The organism is Mesorhizobium sp. M0663, assembly GCF_040320585.1.
GTDB lineage: Bacteria > Pseudomonadota > Alphaproteobacteria > Rhizobiales > Rhizobiaceae > Mesorhizobium.
Map to the genome: position 1 here is coordinate 190,371 of NZ_JAMYPX010000002.1, position 18,059 is coordinate 208,429.

The 18,059-nt window shown below is 58.8% G+C and carries 13 protein-coding genes; 9 read left to right on the top strand and 4 right to left on the bottom strand.

Features of this window, described 5'->3' with window-relative positions:
- Window positions 1-14: 14 nt before the first annotated feature.
- Window positions 15-1,124: an acyltransferase family protein gene (locus NKI54_RS04175; protein ID WP_352455315.1), complete on the bottom strand. Its 1,110-nt coding sequence runs from the start codon at window positions 1,122-1,124 to the stop codon at window positions 15-17.
- Between the two features lie 94 nt (window positions 1,125-1,218).
- Window positions 1,219-2,040 carry a class I SAM-dependent methyltransferase gene (locus tag NKI54_RS04180; protein ID WP_084640985.1) on the bottom strand — a complete coding sequence of 274 codons (822 nt, stop codon included), beginning with the start codon at window positions 2,038-2,040 and terminating at the stop codon, window positions 1,219-1,221.
- 425 nt (window positions 2,041-2,465) lie between these two features.
- On the opposite strand from NKI54_RS04180, the gene NKI54_RS04185 reads away from it, so the two are divergent.
- The 8 genes from NKI54_RS04185 (at window position 2,466) to NKI54_RS04220 (ending at window position 13,683) form a co-directional block, all read left to right on the top strand.
- Window positions 2,466-3,176: an AAA family ATPase gene (locus tag NKI54_RS04185; RefSeq protein WP_023675607.1), complete on the top strand. Its 711-nt coding sequence runs from the start codon at window positions 2,466-2,468 to the stop codon at window positions 3,174-3,176.
- 89 nt (window positions 3,177-3,265) lie between these two features.
- A complete protein-coding gene (locus NKI54_RS04190; protein WP_352635871.1) occupies window positions 3,266-4,549 on the top strand; it encodes a hypothetical protein in 1,284 nt (427 codons plus the stop codon).
- Window positions 4,550-4,841: 292 nt separating this feature from the next.
- A complete protein-coding gene (locus NKI54_RS04195; protein WP_023675609.1) occupies window positions 4,842-5,075 on the top strand; it encodes a Trm112 family protein in 234 nt (77 codons plus the stop codon).
- Between the two features lie 337 nt (window positions 5,076-5,412).
- The gene (locus NKI54_RS04200; RefSeq protein WP_023675610.1) at window positions 5,413-6,636 is read left to right on the top strand and encodes a glycosyltransferase family 4 protein; all 1,224 of its coding nucleotides are present in this window, start codon (window positions 5,413-5,415) and stop codon (window positions 6,634-6,636) included.
- On the top strand, window positions 6,633-7,889 hold the full coding sequence (locus NKI54_RS04205) for an O-antigen ligase family protein (protein WP_023675611.1): 1,257 nt from the start codon (window positions 6,633-6,635) through the stop codon (window positions 7,887-7,889). The genes NKI54_RS04200 and NKI54_RS04205 overlap by 4 nt, the downstream gene beginning before the upstream one ends.
- Window positions 7,890-7,893: 4 nt before the next feature.
- Entirely contained in the window at window positions 7,894-9,891 is a 1,998-nt protein-coding gene (asnB, locus tag NKI54_RS04210; protein WP_023675612.1) for an asparagine synthase (glutamine-hydrolyzing), read from the top strand.
- A 1-nt stretch (window position 9,892) separates the two neighbouring features.
- Complete coding sequence (locus NKI54_RS04215; RefSeq protein WP_352635874.1) at window positions 9,893-12,109, top strand: GumC family protein; 2,217 nt, start codon at window positions 9,893-9,895, stop codon at window positions 12,107-12,109.
- 62 nt (window positions 12,110-12,171) lie between these two features.
- Entirely contained in the window at window positions 12,172-13,683 is a 1,512-nt protein-coding gene (locus NKI54_RS04220) for a lipopolysaccharide biosynthesis protein (protein WP_352635876.1), read from the top strand.
- Between the two features lie 149 nt (window positions 13,684-13,832).
- Here NKI54_RS04220 and NKI54_RS04225 read toward each other — a convergent pair whose 3' ends face one another.
- Window positions 13,833-14,945: an NAD-dependent epimerase gene (locus NKI54_RS04225; protein WP_352576395.1), complete on the bottom strand. Its 1,113-nt coding sequence runs from the start codon at window positions 14,943-14,945 to the stop codon at window positions 13,833-13,835.
- Between the two features lie 245 nt (window positions 14,946-15,190).
- Window positions 15,191-15,901 (bottom strand): helix-turn-helix transcriptional regulator, encoded by a 711-nt coding sequence (locus tag NKI54_RS04230; RefSeq protein ID WP_023675616.1) that lies wholly within the window; start codon window positions 15,899-15,901, stop codon window positions 15,191-15,193.
- A gap of 286 nt (window positions 15,902-16,187) precedes the next feature.
- Between NKI54_RS04230 and NKI54_RS04235 the strand changes: the two genes are divergently transcribed.
- On the top strand, window positions 16,188-17,927 hold the full coding sequence (locus tag NKI54_RS04235; RefSeq protein ID WP_023675617.1) for a PAS domain S-box protein: 1,740 nt from the start codon (window positions 16,188-16,190) through the stop codon (window positions 17,925-17,927).
- The last annotated feature ends 132 nt before the right edge of the window (window positions 17,928-18,059 follow it).

Sequence of the window (18,059 nt, forward strand, 5' to 3'; positions counted from 1 at the left end):
CCGAAAGCTCCTGATCATGACGTTCGCGCGGAAGAGGTTGGCCGGATTGGCCGCGAGGCTGGTGCAAGGCGATATATCCCAGACACCAGGGCGCGGACGAGCGGCTTGCGTACCGGCGTCTCGATGAAGCGCCAGACGATAAAAGAGGCAAGGAGGACCCCGGCCAACACGACGAAGAATGCGGCGTTCTTGCCGACATGAGGCGCCAGCGCGTTAAGCGAAATGTAGCCGATATACTGGTGCAAAAGATACAGCGGATAAGTCAACCCTCCGAGCATCATGATAGCCTTGGATGGAGCAATCACGGAGCGGAGCAATATCGCGCCAGCGAAGACTCCGTAGACCACCATGTTGGCGGTGAAGAGAGCAGGATACGAAATGGCTGCGCCAAAGTGCTCCTGCATCCAGTTATGAGAGAACATTGCGGTCTGGCAAGACACCAGGAACGCGACGGCAAGAAACAGAAACGCAGCCGGTGAACGGCCCCTTGCAACGATGTCTTCCGCGAGGATGCCGGCGGCAAACAAAGGCGCATAGTTTGTAATGAAGAGAATGCGTATCACCGGGTTCCCAAAGAAGAACTCGTTGGTTGCCGAAATTGCGAGCCAGATGGCCGCGATGGGTATTTTCCAGCGCTGAAAGGCGCCGGCAAAGATCAGCACTGCAACCCAGCCGTAAAACAGGATCTCGAGCATGATCGACCAGTAGACGCCATCCATGGACGGCCTGCCGAAGAGGCGGGCGAACATGGAAAGATTGGCTACATAGGTTGGAACATCGGTCGGAAAACGCTGATCTTTGGCGACGACGAGAACAACAAACGTCGCGGTCATGCAGACGAGGAATCCGGGATAAAGCCGGGCGAAGCGGGCGACCGCGAATTCCTGCCAGGTTCGACCTTCGGCCGACCACGCGATGACGAAACCGCTGATCAGGAAAAACAGATTGACGCCGAGATAGCCGTAGATGGCGTAAGGTGCTGCGGCAGGATATTCCACGTCGAGATTGCCCGCGATCGCGCCGCCAAAAAGATAGTGAAAGAGCACGACCGCGAGGGCTGCAGCTAGGCGCAGCAGGTCGAGTGATGCCATGCGCGCCGGAATGGCCTTGCCTGCCGGTTCCACAGCTACCTCCCGCAGCCGTTTCAGCTTTTGACAACCATCAGCGGCCTGATCCGCAATACCAGTGCTAACGCGAAGACTGCAAACCGGCGGCAGGTCAAGCCTTTACCTTCTCAAGTACGAACAGCTGCTCGCAGGACAGGAACCGCAGGACGCTAAAAGAGCGTACCAGCTTGAGCCCCGCCGCCGCGAAATCCTGTCGTGCAACGGTGAGATTGACGGGATGAGGCGCCGACATCCTTCCGGTGATCAACTTCCGCAGCCTTAGCCGTATTCTCTGGAGGCGGGTGCCAAGGCCGTAGGATACGATCAGGCGACGGCTGGCAACGCGCGCGAGCTCAATGATAATGTCGCGCCTGAGATGTGGCGGGATAAGGTGAATGAGGCGAAGGCAGACCACCGTATCAAAGCTTTCGTCGGCGAACGGCAGCTGCGTCACGTCACATCGGATGAATCCCCGAAATCCGGATTGACCTTCATATGCTGATTTAGCCAAGGCCATCATTTCCATTGAAATGTCTGCAGCCAGCACCCGACAATTATGCTGGCCCAGCACGCCGGCCAGCTTCCCGGTTCCGCATGGGATATCGAGCACCTGAGATGGAGGCGGGCTGCACCTCTCCAGCGCCTTGGCGATGCAGCGTTGCTCCCGTCGCGCAATGACGTATGACGCAACGGTGGACAGCTTCAACCGGCCTGCATAGCCGTTCAGGTACCAGCTCGCAAAACTCGGATCTTGATATCTCTGTTTTGTCGGGAGCTCATAGGCCGCGACTGCCGCGACCTTGGCGTTGTAATTGGCAGGTATAGCCGTATTTGCCGCTGCCGTCTGATGTGGCTCGAGGTTCTCGCTCATATGCCTGCTTTCATACGATTTCTCCTGCAGATGAGATCGAAGATTTTTGTCCGACACGTTCATTGGATAGCCGACCAAGCTGCCCTATTGGCGATAGAGGGGATAAACGGCCAGTTGGCTGCGTCCATCACAGAGAAGGTTTCCAGAAGGCTGGGTGTCTCGCATCCCTCGAACGGATGAGACATGCCGAACTCATGACTGCCGCGCCCGCGCGGAAGTGTGCTGGGGAATAGGGCTACTGCACATCCCTTTCGGAGACGGAACGGTAAACGGACGGTAGGCAATCCGGAAGGATAGTCACCGAAACGCACTCCTTCCGTTCACGATTTTGGCGTCCGTCGATATCCTAACGTGACCACACCGTCATTCATACGGATGGCGCGGATTCCTGGCTCGTCGGCTAGACATCCCAGGAAGAGATGGGCGTTCGCTTCAGCAAATGGACATGACGTCACTGCCAGTAGGCTTCCCTCAGTCTGGATTGAAAGATGATCTTGGAGCTATTTGGGCCGTCCGGTGCTGGTAAGACGACGTTAGCGTCCGAGCTGGTGCACGTTTTGCGAGCTCAGGGCTACTGTGTTGTTTTGCAGACCGGTGACCGCCGACATCCGGTTAGAAGGGCCGCCTTCAAACTGGTCTCCGGCTTGCATTCAAAGTGGATCGGACAGCGTTCTCTCGGTGCAGAAGTGCTTAAGATTCTTCCACCCAAGAATGAGCTGTGGGCGGCTCGCCTGAACTGGCATCTTGAAGCTCTTCTTCAAGCTTGGCGCGCGGCAATAGCGTCCAATGACACGATCTCAATTTTTGACCAGGGTATGGTGCAATTCGTATGTTCACTGGTTTTGTTCAGCGGCGTAACGGATCGTGAAAGGGTGTCGCGCGCGCTCGAGCTTCTACCCAAACCGGATCTGCTTGTCCGATTGCAGGCGCCAAGGGAAATTCTAGAGGTCCGTCTGAAGGAACGCCGGCGTAACCTCGGTATCATTCAGAAGTTCCTCGAAGTCGATCTGCAGAGCAGTCTTGATCATATTGACCACGTTAATCTCATTGGGGAACAACTTGGATCGTTTCCCGTGCCAACAACTTGCGTCGAAAGTTTAGATTCGAACGGGCTCACAGCTGCCACAGAAATGATAGCGCGTGGAGTAATCGACAAGTTCGGCGCGGCGCGGGCGAAATTTAAAAGAGTTGAAGCTTAGAGAGATGCGGTTTTGAAGCGTCGACAAGAAGATATCCAATAATATGGAAAATCGAATTATTGAAAAGAAACCGCGCGAGTTGACATGACATGCGCTTTTCTCGCTACCAGACTGCCTTGGCGTTGACGTTAGCTGCTGTCAGCGCGATATCCATAGTTATCCACGGGGCGGTGAGTGGAGAGGACGTCGCATCGACAAAGTTCGTCGCGCCGGTAGCCATGGACCTGCCGGATTACCTGCACGCCGCGAAGGATGCGGCATTTGGCACAACTTTCACCCGAATAACCAAACCCGGAATCCTCGGCGCCGGCATCGCATGCGGGAGCAAATATTGCAGCCACCGCTATTCGAGCGCCCAGGCCTGGAATTCGGATCAGAGCCTTCTTGTCATCAGCAACGGCTGCGGCGGCTTATGCTTCCTGGATGGGCGCACCTACGCCCCGCTTTTTCGCCGTGATCGATCGACCGAATGCGAATGGCATCCTCACGATCCCGACCTGATGATCTGCGTCGGTGGTCGGAAAATCTCGACCTGGGCGCCACGCACCAATCATGAGGAGGTCCTGTTTGTTTCGACTGACAGTAGCAATCTCCAGTTCGGGCCATACAAAGGTAATCCAAGCCGTGATGGCAGCCGTATTGCCGTACGCGCGGTTCGCCGGGACGGCAAAGCGGTCGTCTTTGCCTACGATCTCAGACAGCGGCGGAAATTTCCGGAAATCGATCTCGCACAGCTTGTCGGAGCCAACGGCGCCTGCTCAATCTCGCCGCTGGGCGTCAACATCTTATGCATTCAGAACCTGAAAGACGACACTGAACAGACGCTCATCTTTTCTGTTGACGGCGTTCTGCGCCAGAAATGGACTGAGCATCATCGGCCTGGCCATGGCGACATGACCGTCGATGCCGACGGCAGCGAAATCTATGTGGGGATCAGTAAGTCCGATCCAGACATATACCAGGTGATCAAGCGAAGGCTGTCAGATGGGAAAGTCACCTCGCTCATGAGATATGGTGAAGCACAGCATGCATCGCTCAGGTCGCTGGACAGGCCCGGTTGGGTGTTCCTTACCTATTCGGGCAATCCGGACGAAGTATCGAAATATCCGGCTTGGGCGCCGTATGCGCGGGAAGTCATCGCGTTGCGCATCGACGGCAGCGGAGAGGTCCGGCGCATTGTGCAGACGAAGAACGTTCCATTCGACTACTGGAGTGAGACCCACGCCTCGCCGTCCCCGGACGGTTCACAGGTGATCTGGTCAAGCAATTGGGGAGTACCCGGCGGCCCGGTTTACGATTTCGTCGCCCGTATTGACTGGCCGGAAGGATCAGACACCGGCTCGAGAGCATTAGCCGCGAGCGGTCTTCAATAACAAAACCTTCCGGTCGCCTATGGCGATATGGCCGATCGTGCTTGCTCCATTCACGCTTTTAACGCCTCACGTTCAACTTCGCCGCCATACGGCTCCGTTCGATGTCGATTCATTCAAACGGACGACGACAGTGGCCAAGCCTGCACCTAGCGTGATTGTGCAGTTTGCAAGGCTTATGACACTTGCCGGAATCCTACGAATTACAGCGATGACGTCGGGTGACGGCTTGTATCGCCAAGGGCGCTCGCGCCGGAGCTCACTGTTGATGTCACGGCCGAGAAAGGAATAGCAGATGGATACGGATAAGCGAGCCGAAGAGAATGCCTCTTTCAACCCTGAGTTGTTAGAATGGTTGGTATGCCCAATGACCAAGGGCTCACTTGCCTGGGATTCGGATCGCGATGAACTCGTTTCGAAGAGCGCAGGACTTGCCTATCCGGTTCGCGACGGCATTCCAATCCTGCTAGCCTCGGAGGCACGGACGATCACCTCCCGCGTGGTCAAACTTCGCGCATCCAGACGATGATGGGAGCCGCGCTAAAGTAGGCGGCTTTCCGACGACAGCCAGCAATGACAGGAAAGTGTGCCGCGGAGCGCGAGCCGTTTGTCTGCGGACCACTCTGCGCTCGGCACCCGGGCAGTGCCGACCTCTTTGATGCAACGCGCGGCGACCTGAACCGGCTGGGTACGGCGGCCCGCTGCCGGGACAGGGTTTGCGTCATTTAAACAGACGAGGACAGTGGCAAGACCTGCCCCTACCGTGACCTGGGCGAGATGGGTAGCGAAACCAACACCATGAAAGCAAATTCAAGGGCCGGCCACTTCGCGCGATCGGGCTACAGCGAACGGTCAGGAGACGCAGGATGAATCCGCATCTGGTGTGTGTCGGAGGCGAGGATCATGCCCTGCGAATTCCGTTCTTGATGTCGCTGCGAGAGAAGGGATTCCGTGTTACTGCGGTGTCGAGCGGCGGTGAAGCCGCATTCCTGCGGCATGGCATTCCGCATCGCAGCTACGGTTTCGACCGATTTTCCAGCAGCAGCGGAGAATGGGCCGCCATCAGAACCATTCGAAAGCTGATGGCGGAACTCCGGCCGGACATTATCCAAAGCTTCGACACCAAGCCCAACCTGGTGACGCCACTTGCGGTGCGCGGAAGCGTTCCAGTCGTGCGCACTATCAACGGTCTGGGCTGGACGTTCTCGTCCCTGGAACCGCGCGCCCTTGCCCTGCGCCCAATCTTTTGCGGACTGCAATGGCTTTCGTCGTTATGGACGGCGGCTACGGTGTTCCAGAATCGGGACGATCAGGCATTCTTTGAACGCTACCGACTGATCGGACGCGGCAGCGGACGAGTGATCCGCAGTTCTGGAATCGACGTCGATGCGTTCGCCATGGCAAGGCATCTTGCCCCGTCGGCGATGAAAATGCGCGAAGAGCTTGGGCTCCAATCCGCCGAGATCGTAATTTTTGTCGGCCGGCTAACGCGCCAGAAAGGCATCCCGACACTCCTCAAGGCAGTCCCTCGCATCCTGTCGGAAAGGCCCAATGCCCGTTTCGTGCTTGTCGGCCCATTGGAATCCGAGGGCCCATTTGCAGTGGACAAGGCTGAGATCGATCGACATGTGCCGCATGTCATCGCCTTGGGTCCACGACGCGACGTTCCTGCCCTTCTTGGCATGGCCGATCTGTTCGCCTTTCCAACACAATACCGAGAAGGGATTCCGCGCGTCCTGCTGGAGGCAGGGCTCGCGGGATTGCCTATCGTCGCCTCGATGATGCCTGGTTGCAATGAGGTGGTCGAGGACGGATGGAACGGCCATCTCGTCCCCCCGCACGATGCGAACGGCCTTGCCTCTCGAATTATAGAGGTCCTGTCCGACCGCCGGAAAGGACGGACCATGGGCGCTCGCTCTGTCGAGCTCGTCCGGACGCAGTTCTCGCTGCCCTGGGTGGTCGAGCAATATTGCGATCTCTACGACAATGTCCTTAGTGCCAAATCCCAGGGCGGCTTCGCTCGACCGGCATCGCCGGTGTTGCTTGAAGAGCCTGCTGCAAACCGCGGATCGGGTGGAGCGCGCCGATGATCCGGGACGCGATCCTGGCCTGCGGCGTGGCCATGTCGTATGCGGCGCAGCTCTCAGTTCCGGGCTTGCCCTTCGGCTATGGCGAATTGTTTCTCGCGCTTTGGATCATGCTGTCGATCGGGCGGGTGCTCGCCGGCGGTCACTTGGTAGTCAGGCCCGCCCTGATCCGTGTTGCGGGCTTCTGGCTGATCATCACGCTCGCTCTGGGTATTGGCACCATCGTTGGCTACCTGACCACGGTACTGTATCTGTCGGTGGTGATGCACGATGGGGTAGCCTACCTGCTGCTGATCTGCGTCACCTGCCTGGCCGCCGCGGAGCCCGACGCGGATCGCCGTCTGCGCAGTGCTGCCTGGTGGGTGGTCGCGATTGCGAATGCATGCTTTATTGTTCAGCTGGCACTTGGATGGGGTTGGATCCACCAATCCGGCGTCGATCCCTGGTACTGGGATCGCTTCCGAGGCTGGTCCGAGAACCCCAACCAGCTCGCGCTCTATTGCGCACTCCTTGGTCCGCTCGCCTTGCATCTTGCGACGACTACAAGCAAGCCGTGGGCGAGGTTGGCCGGGCTCAGCAGCCTTATCCTGATCATCTATGTCGGAAGGCTGACGAAGAGTGATACCTATCTTTACACGACGGTCCTGGTCGGCCTGATATTTCTTGGGCTGCGGGTTCGGACATGGCTCGCAGCCGGTGACGGCAAGGTCAGCCTGTCCCGGCAAGTTACCCTCCTGCTGATGATTGGCTTCCTTCCGTTGGCCATGTCGATGACGCCTTACATCGTCACGGAGGTGGGCAGCGTCGAACAGTTCGCCTTGAGTCTTACCAAGGACAAGGGCGGCGAAGCGACCGCCGAAACCGCTGCACTTCGAATCCATCTCTGGGGAGATGCATTGGGCAAGGGCCTAACGTCAGGATCCCTGGGCCTTGGTCCTGGCCCGCATCTGGAGCGCCCGCCCATTTCCTACAGCCAATTTCTGCCCCGGCCTTTCGAGGCTCACAACACGATTCTCGATCTGTACACTCAAGGTGGTTTGGTTGCGGTCCTGGCCCTGGCCTGGATTGTCGGCGCGGCGGCTTTATGCGCATGGCGTGCGAAGCTCGATGCCCTGTTCGTGCTGGTGGTGTCGATCGTCATCTTCGGAATGCCACATCTGATCATCCGCCATCCAATCGTGTGGTTTGCGCTTACCATTTGCCTTGTTGCCGGAACGCCGCGAACGATTTCGGCAACCTCTAGCGACCTGAGGTGATGGCATGTGTGGGATTACCGGAATTCTCCTTGCACCCGATGCCGCCAACATCAAACCGCTCAGGGCAATTGGCCAGATGACGACGGCCCTTCGTCATCGTGGGCCTGATGGCGAAGGCTTCTGGATCAATCGCGAAGCCGGCATTGCCTTCGGCCACCGACGTTTGGCTATAGTCGACCTATCGGAAGCAGGACGCCAGCCGATGCATTCGGCAAGTGGCCGATATGCCATTACCTTCAACGGCGAGATCTACAATTTCCGCGATCTGCGCCGCGAGCTTGAAGACGCTGGCCATCGGTTCCGTGGCGCCAGCGATACCGAAGTGATGCTGTGCGCAATCGAGAGCTGGGGTCTCGACACCGCACTCACGCGCTTCGCTGGCATGTTCGCATTTGGATTGTGGGATCTAAAGACCAGGACCCTCCATCTCGCCCGCGACCGAATGGGCAAGAAGCCGCTCTATGTTGCTGCAACGCGCGATGCGCTCGTTTTTGCCTCCGAGTTGAAGGCAATCCATCGTTTTCCAGGTTTCTGTCAGGAGCTCGATCTCGACGCGGCCGCGACAATGCTTTCGAAAGGATGGGTACCGGGAAACTGTTGCATCTGGCGAGGCGTGTTCAAGCTACCTCCGGGCTCGGTCCTGTCTGTGACGGCGGCGGATTTTGCCGAGGCGCGCAGCGCCGCATCCCTTTCGCAACGCGCCCGACACTGGTGGTCGCTGTCTGAAATCGCCGCGAACGGTCGACAGAATCCAATCGCCGGTACCGACGAAGAACTGACCGATGGACTCGACGATCTGCTTCGACTTGCCGTCCGGGAACGCATGATAGCCGATGTGCCGCTGGGTGCCTTTCTGTCTGGTGGCCTCGACAGCTCCACGGTTGTGGCGCTGATGCAGGCCCAATCGCCAAAACCGGTGCGCACATTCACGATCGCTTTCGGAGAAGGCGGGTTTGATGAGGCTCCCCACGCGGCGGAGGTCGCGCGGCACCTGGGCACCGATCATACTGAACTCCACCTTTCAGCAGCCGCTGCGCGTGAAGTCATTCCGGAACTGCCGCGGATCTGGGATGAGCCGTTCGCCGATGAATCGCAGATACCGACTTTGCTCGTGGCGCGGCTCGCTCGCCAGCACGTTACGGTGGCGCTATCAGGCGACGGTGGCGATGAATGCTTCGCCGGTTACGCTCGTCATTTCATGGCTGCGCGGTTGAAACGACAGCATGCGCTGCCGTCGCCGCTGCGTCACGCGCTTGCTGCAGGGGTCGGATTGCTGGCCCGTGCGGCGCGTCACGATTTCGTCGGCAAGCTGCCGCTTTCGGCGAGTGGACGGCACGCGCTGCGGAGCGACCGGCTGCATCGCCTCGCTCGGCTGCTCGCTGCGCCAGATGAGGACGAATTGCATCGACGGCTGACCGGAGCATCGACCGGGAGCCTCGCACTCCACACGCCGCCCACATCAATTCAAGGGTCCCCCCGGCTTGATGGCCTGCTGTCCCGTCTCTTGTACGACGACATGGCCGGTTACCTGCCCGACGATATATTGGTGAAGTTGGACCGCGCCAGCATGGCCAATAGCCTCGAAGGCCGGTGCCCGCTTCTCGACCATCGGGTTGTCGAATTCGCCTGGCGGCTGCCGGCACATGCGAAGGTCCGCAATGGCAAAGGCAAGTGGCTTCTTCGTCAGCTGCTTAGCCGCTATGTTCCGCAACGGCTGATCGACCGGCCGAAGCAGGGTTTCGATGTTCCCATAGCAGTCTGGCTGAGCGGCCCGTTGCGCATCTGGGCCAGCGATCTAGTCGCCGATATACGCCTCTCCGGAGATGGGATCTTCGACTTTGCGAAGGTCGAAACCTGCTGGCGCGACCATCTTGACGGAAGACAGGATCATTCTCGCGATTTGTGGCCCGCGTTGATGTTCCAGGCCTGGCGCAACGAGGCCGGGCGGTCCGCCGGGCCGGCAACGGGCATGTCCACAGCGCTCGAACTGACAGGAGTATGAGATGGAAGGTTCCATAGTCAGCCGAATTCACCTTCCGCGCGCCACTGAAATGCACGTGCCGACGCGCGAGATCAATCCGCGCATGAGGCCATTCCTGCGCGAACAGGTCGACGCGCAGACCCCCTTCCATCAACTCCTCATTACCATCGCGAGGAGAAAATGGTTCCTGCTTGCAATGGTGATTTTGGGCGGAGTGTTGGCTGGGCTTGCGGGTTTTGTGCGTCCTGTCCTGTTCGAGGCGACCGCACAGGTGATTGTCGATGCTCCTGGCAGGAACGCGGCTCCCGGAGGTGCGGATTCTGCTCAGGAGATGCTGGATGCGAGCATTGATGACCACTTAACCATGCTCTCTTCGCAGGGGCATCTGCGTCGCCTGGTGGCAGCCCTACGCGAGACAAAGATCGGCAACATTGCTGAGCAAGGTGATGTCGGAAATTCCCGCGCCGCCCCGGTAGGCGGCAACCTGCAGAACATACGCACCTTCGCAGCTGGTCTGCTAGAAAGGATTTGGCCGCAGGGCGGGCCGGAGGCGGCCGATGCAGCCGAACTCAAGGCATTGCGGAAGGGCATGAGGGTTGGACAGGAACTGAGATCAAGGGTGATCACCGTCGGCTTCACCGACGACGATCCGGCGCGAGCCGCCCTGGTGGCCAATACGTTCGTCCAAGTATACATCGACGATCTCGCACAGAAGCGCAGGGCGTCAGACAGGCTGGAACTCGCCTCGATCGTCGCCAGCCTGCCGGTCGTACAAAGCAACCTGGCGAAAGCGACCGACCGCCTGGAAAAGTATCGACTGAGCCACGGCGCGGTCGATCAAGGTGCGGCGGATAACGCTGCCAAGGAGACAGCCGAACTTAGTCAGCAGATATCCTTGTCGAAAGCGGATCTCTCAGCGACGGAATCTCGCCTTCAGCACATCGAGGCTTTGCGAGAGGGAGGAGCATCGGTGGCGGCGCTCGCCGAAGCGATCGGGTCTCCGGTATTGGCCGACATGGCGGCCCGCCAAGCCAACGACAATGCGGATGCGGGCCTTAGCACTGCGATCAACGGCGAGATCGAACAAGGCACTGCTCGCATTGCGGCGGAGGGGAACATCTACCGTGCCCAGATCGCTGCTCTGGAGGGCCGTAAGAATGTGCTCGATGCGGTGGTGGCCGACACAGCCGGCCGGCTTTCCGGCTTGCGTGCGCTCGAGCCGCAGGTCAGCATCCTGACGCAGCGATACAACCAGCTTCTCACCCAACAACAGGATCTGGTGCAGCGCATCGCAACTCCCTTGCCCGGGGTCTCGATCCTTTCAGCGGCATGGCCGCCAACGAATCCAAAAACACTGCCGCCCATCTTTCTTATTCCGCCCGGCATGATCGTGTTTGGCCTCATTGGCGGGGTCTTCGTCTTGGTCCGCAGCCGTCTCAATCAGACCTTGCGCGGCGGGGCCGAAGCTGAAGCCGCGCTCAGGGTTCCGTGCCTGGGGCTGATACCGGAAGCGCCCACGATACACGCGAAACGACTACAGCAGCTGGTTCTCGGCCAGCAAAACTGCAGCTACAGCCGAGCCGTCACTTCTCTCCTTGTCACCGTGGCTCTCAACAAAGCGAGAGGCCGTGCGTCGCACGTCATCCTCGTCACGTCCAGCGTCCGGCATGATGGCAAGACCGAGCTCGCATGGAGCCTCGCCTTGGCAGCTACCCGACTTGGGGGACGAGTGCTTTTTCTCGATCTTGACGGCACGGGCGCCCGCCTCACGAACGAGTTTCTGAACGAATTCGGTGCGTTCAAGCCGCATAAATCCTTTGGAGACTATATGAGCGACCGTTGTCCGCTGCACGACGCGGTCACGGGAATGCCTGAAATTGGAATCGACTTCATGGCACTCGCACCATCCGAGGATCTGCTGCCGCAACTGTCCATGATCGACGGGTCCCTGGTCACAGATGAGCTGCGCTCGATGTACAGCATCGTCATCATAAATGGACCGCTGGGACTTGGAGGACCTGAGGCCAGGCTACTGACGGGCTGGGCTGACGCGGTTCTTTTCGCTGTTCGCTGGGCCAGGACGCGTCGCAGCATCGCGCGTGGTGTTCTGCAGTTGCTGACGGAGGACGAGACGGCTCAGGTCCCCGTAGGCAGCGTTCTCACGCAGGTCAATCTTAGGAAACACGCCGGCTACCGGTTTGGGGACAGCGCGGATCTCTTGCTCGAGAGAACATCATGAGTGTCACATGCGGGATTCCGCGTAACGACCGCCACGGCATTCGGCCTGTCGAGCGGAAGATAATGTCGACGATCTCGCAGTCCGGAGCAGGGTCCGCGGCCAAAGGCGATCAAGGCGATGAAATGCGCGACGCCGGCGCAAAAGACATCGACGATTTCAGCGATCCGAAGCTCGCCCGCTTCCCTGCGGCCTCCGTTGCTCCAACGAATATGGTTTTGCCGCACAAGGAGGACACGGGCCGGGGTCTCGGCTATGCCAGCATCTTCGCTCTTTTGGTCTATATCGGGGGTGCGGGCTTGACCAGCTTGGCGCAGTTATTGATTGCGCGCATCGTTGGCTCCACCAGCTATGGCATCTACTCCTATGTTCTGGCCTGGACCTCGGTGCTTGCCTATCTTGCAACGCTTGGTTTCCATGTATCCTTGTTGCGTTTCGTCTCCGCCTACAGTGCCAAAGGGCGGCTTGACCTGGTACACGGCGTAATCAGGTTTGCTCTGCAGAGGTCGCTGGCGGCGGCGACACTATTCGGCATCGTTGGCGCCGCCTTGATCTTTTTCTTTTCAGATCCTTCTCACAAGGAGCTTCAAATCAGCCAGCTGCTAGGCATGGCAGCAGTGCCTTTGGTCACCGCCTACGCTTTGGGCGCAACACTTGTTCGTGCTTTCGGCGGCGGTGTCTCGGCCCTCCTGCCGGAACGCATAGTGCGCGACGGCCTCTTGTTGACGTTGCTGGGAATGGCGGGCTTATCCGGATCATGGACCCCCAACGCACCCTTGGTGATGCAGGCGGTGCTGGCAAGTTCAGCCATCACGGTCGGCCTGGTGTTCGTCATGGCGACAAAATTTCAGCCGCCTGGCTTGCGGCAGGTTCAGCCAGGCGACGAGTCGCGGGAATGGTGGTCCGCGGTTCCGCCAATGATGCTCATGGCTGGGCTCGATGTTTTCATCAGCCGGGCCGGAGTCATGGTGCTGGGCTGGACGCATCACATTCGCGAAGCAGGCATTTTCGCATTGGGATTGAACGTCGCCTTGCTTGTGAGCCTTTCCCTGGTTGCCGTCTCTACGATGTTTGCGCCGACAGCGGCTGCCCTTCATGCCCGAGGCGATCGGCTGGCTCTGCAGCAGCTGTTTTCACGGGCCGCCCTACTTTCCTCTGGTGGGGCTCTAACGATGGCCATCCCGATGCTTGCGATTATTGAACCTCTGTTGAACTGGTTCGGCGGGGATTTCAGTACCGCGGCACCCGTCGCGCGGATACTCATTCTCGGATATGTCTTTGTCGCGCTGTGCGGACCCCAGATGCTCCTCTTGATGATGACCGGAAACGAATGGGCGGCAGCCGCAACCATGATCGTCGGCGCTGCGGCCAGTATCACAGGCTGTGCCACAGGAATTGCGCTCTACGGCGCGCCGGGCGCCGCAGTGGGCCTCGCGCTTGCGTTGGCGATTTGGAATGTGGCGATGTCGATCTACATCAGCAAACGGCTGAAAATTATCCCTGGGCTGATCTTTGCGCTAACATCGTTCAGAACACACGCAGTCGAAGGCCAGCGGCGACATTGGTTCCTGCGCTGATTTGAGACCGTCGCGCCCCGATACGCGACGGCATCAGCGTTCAGGAATTTCGAGTCCAGGGTTGTGTCGGATAGAGGCTGGCGAGTGCGGCTTTGTGGCCGACGCGTTACGCGCCGAGAGGCAGATCATCGCCCGACAGGGCCCGCGGCCTACACGGTGGCCTCATTCACCAACGTCTGTTGCCGTACGCTGGCCGCGGCATCCGTTCCATGAAAGTCCCGGTACCATTCGACAAAGCGTCGCACTCCGTCCTCTAGCGGTGTTGCCGGGGCGAAGCCGACGGCCTGGCGAAGATCGCTGACGTCGGCGCGCGTCTCCAGAACGTCGCCAGGCGGCAACGGCACATCCACGCGAACTGCCCGGCTGCCAAGAGCGGTCTCGATGATCGAAATCAGCCGGTTGATCTCCTCGGGCCGGTCGTTGCCGATATTGTAGACGCGATACGGCGCGGAACTTGTGGCAGGGTCGGCGGTGCAAGGGTCCCAATTCGGATCCGGCTGCGGCGGTGTAGCAAGTGCTCGAACCACGCCCTCAGCGATATCGTCGATATAGGTGAAATCTCGCCACACGCGGCCGGCATTGGCTACTTCAATTGGTTTGCTCTCGACGATCGCGCGCGTGAACAAGTAGACGGCCATGTCGGGCCTGCCCCAAGGGCCATAAACGGTGAAGAAGCGCAGTCCGGTCACGGGCAGGCCGAACAAATGGCTGTATGAATGCGCCATGAATTCATTCGAACGCTTGGTGGCGGCGTAGAAGCTGACGGGATGATCGGCGCCGTGATTTTCGGAAAACGGTATGGTTCGATTCAAGCCGTAGACGGAGCTCGAAGAGGCGTAGACGAGATGACCGACGCCATGATGCCGGCAGCCCTCAAGGACGTTGAGAAACGCCACTATATTCGATTGCACATAGGCGTGCGGGTCAACAAGTGAATGACGCACGCCGGCCTGAGCCGCGAGATGGACAAGGTGTGAGGGGCGAACGTTTGAAAACAGCAACTGAACGCGCGCGGCATCCGCCAGATCCATTCGTACCGGCGTGAACTTCGCCTCGCTACAGAGGCGTGCAAACCGCGCTTCCTTGAGCCGCAGATCGTAATAGGGCGTGAAATTGTCGACGCCCACGACTTTGACACCAAGACGCAAAAGCCGTGAGGCCACGTGAAAACCAATGAAGCCTGCGGCGCCGGTGACGACGATCGGTCCTGTCCGTGCAAGTTTCTTCACCGCGCGGTCCGAACGGGATCGAGCGATTTCCATCTTCTCCGCTGCGGCAAGGACAGAATCGCTGCATAGATCGTTGTCCACTTGTCGCCTTTCGAAATCCGTTCGACAGTACCGAATAGCCGGTCCGGGATTGCGGCTTCCGATATTTACGCTGGCGCATCGAACCTAGTGGAGTGCGCAATGCGGTGCACGACCTGCCAAGTCATGACACACCAGCTTGCGCAGTTTGAATCCCGGGCGGCTGCCGACGTCCGGCGATTGGATCTAAGTGGCCGGCCTTACGGCAGGACCGAAATACGCCCAAGAAGGGCCACCAGTTCCGCCTGGCGTTTTGTTTCGGTCTTGGCGAACAGCGAGGCAAGCTGGGAACGGATCGTGGTGCGGCTGAGACGCCAGCTGCGAGCGATCTCCAAAGGTGCGTCGCCCTGGGCCAAGCGCAAGGCGAGGTGCGTTTCTGCGCTCGTCAAGCCAAACATTCTTTGCAGCGTCCGAGGATTTGGCCCCGACCTGTTGTCGCGATCCAGCAGCGCCACAATGCTCGTTCCGTCGGGAGCGATAACGCCGTTCTCGTTCAGTATCACCGGTCGGTCGCCCCTGCTGCGGATCACCACCCAAGACAACGAGCCCGGCAGGAATTGGCCCGGAACATTCGCGATCAGCCGCCTTAGGGCGGCCGTAAGTCCGCTCGCCGTGTCGGCCGCTTCGCCCTGGCGCTCAAGCGTGGTTTGGGCGGCTGCGTTCCACTCGACTACTTTTCTTTCGCGATTCAGCACGAGATAGCCACAGCCAATGCGATCAAGCACGCCGGTTATGGATTCCAGACTGCGGCCTTTTGGTTCGGCGAACCTTGCGTCCAATGGATCCGATGCGCGATCGGGAAGGTGACCAGAAGAGGGCCGCGTATTCCGCGCTTCAAAATCATACTTGGTCCTCGTAACAATGTACCGATTGCTCGAAGAAGCATCGACCTGTCTATCGATCAGATTCATTTTCTACCCCTAACCCAAAGTTTCACACGCCCGAAATAAGTATTCGGGATTCATGTAGTCTTCTATGTGTAGCTGGATTCTAGTCTTCTATGCGCTGACGGATAATACGTTCATCACCACCTTGAAAACTTAATATGATCCGACAGTTCTAAGGCAGCTCTTAGGCCCCGCTGCGTCCGATAAAATGCGCGCTATGATAGCGGTATGGCAATCCGGCAGTGGTACTAAGCTGTACGTTTTTTGCTCTAGTCTCGACGGGCTAGTCAGAAGGTTGTAGTCTGTGTCCATGAGCTCGCAGTCGCGCAGGTCGAATTCGAACCCGTCGGGCAGATTGCTAACTCATATTGCCTCTGCATCGGTGTTAGCTGCCACACTGATATTTGAAATAAAATCGTCAGCCTATATTGGGCAAGGCGCCAGTTTTCTGGAATTTATTCCGGCTATTATTATTATCGCCTATCTCGAAGACCGCGTACCGGCGCTCGCTGCGACCATTCTGATGGTGGCTGTCGGGCTGTGGGCACGAGGACACGATCAGATTTCAAGTGGAGATTGGGCACGCGCAATCCTGCTTCTGGTTTCGGGTGGCGTGATTGCCATGACCTTCCATCGTCTGCGGCAGGACTTGCGTGAGTTGCTGGAAGTCGCGGAGGCCAGGCTCGCTGCCGTCGAGGCGACCGAAAGCCGCTATCGTTGGGCCTTCGAACGTGCTGCCATGGGATTCGCGAACACCAACAAGAAAGGTGAGTTGCTGCAGTCCAACAGACGCCTTTGTGAGATGACCGGGTACAAGGAGGAGGAGCTTGCCCAACTGCAGCTCGATACGCTCGCCCATCCGAACGACCGGGATACCTTGGCGCAATTGCTGGCGAGGCTGGGCAATGACATTTCTTCGTTCGTTTCGGAGGTGCGTCTGTCACGAAAGGACGGTACGGCATTCTGGGCCAGGCTAACGCTTTCTTCGTCCGTGCCCGAGGGTGGCCTCTCGGAGAGCATCTTCGTGGTGGTCGACGATATTTCGGAACGACGCGCTGTTCACGAAGCGCTTCGGGCCCAGAAGGAATGGCTGGACCTCGCTCTGTCTGCTGGACGCTTGGCCACGTGGCGCATAGACCTTAAAGGCGGGATAGTCACGGGCTCGGACACGTTCTGGGACATTCTCGGCCTGGCCCAGGCCAATAGCCGCAGTTTGGAGGAGCTGTCAGCTGTCGTTCATCCGGCGGACTGGCCAAAGCTGGCGGCATCGAGAAAGGCCGCACCATCGGTCACGAATTACGATGTTGAGATACGCGTCCGCCGACCGGACGGACATATCCGCTGGGTTGCGCTGCGCGGAAGGGAGGAAAGACATGATGATGGTGGACAGCGGCTTGGAGTGGCTGCCGACCTGAGCGAGAGACGACAAACCACGCTGCTGCGCGCCGCGGCAAAGAAGCGGGAGCGCATCATGCTCGAACAGCGTCACAGATTCGGCAACGTTTTCGCGGTGATCACGGCGCTCGTGAAAATGGTCGATGTTCCCGGAAACAACGTCGCCAAATACAAGGAAATGCTGATCGACCGGATACGCGCGCTCGAGGCAACCCATCTGCTTCTTTCACGCAACGGCAGCGTATCGGGGGCGATAAACGATCTCGTTGCGCAAGAATTGCACCCATATATTGGAACACGTGCGATATCGGTCAGCGGTCCTTCCGTGGCGATGTCGGGAGGCGCCGCCGAGAGTTTTGCAATGATCGTTCACGAGCTTGCCACCAATTCCATGAAATATGGAGCGCTTGCCGATCCAAAAGGCCGGATCGACGTAAGCTGGACGTTCGCACCTGAAGAAACAGGCAGCGATATCGTGTTCGAGTGGGTGGAATCGGGGCGGCGTAGGACCTCAAGCGTAGTCCGTCATGGCTTCGGTTCCATGATAATCGGAGTGGATGGAGCGCCGCTTGTCGGTCACTCTCCCAGGCTGGAAATATCGGACCAAGGGTTGCGGTATTCGCTGCGGCTGTCACGCAAGGAAATCGGATTGTAGTGCAGTGCTCCAATCGGAAAGCAGATATCTAAAGGCGGGTCGCGCTGAGCGGCCTTTGAGATGCGCAGGGTTCCTTCCAAGAATGTCGTCGGCCCAAAGCTGCGCCGCGGCTTTGGGATATGCAGTAAAATG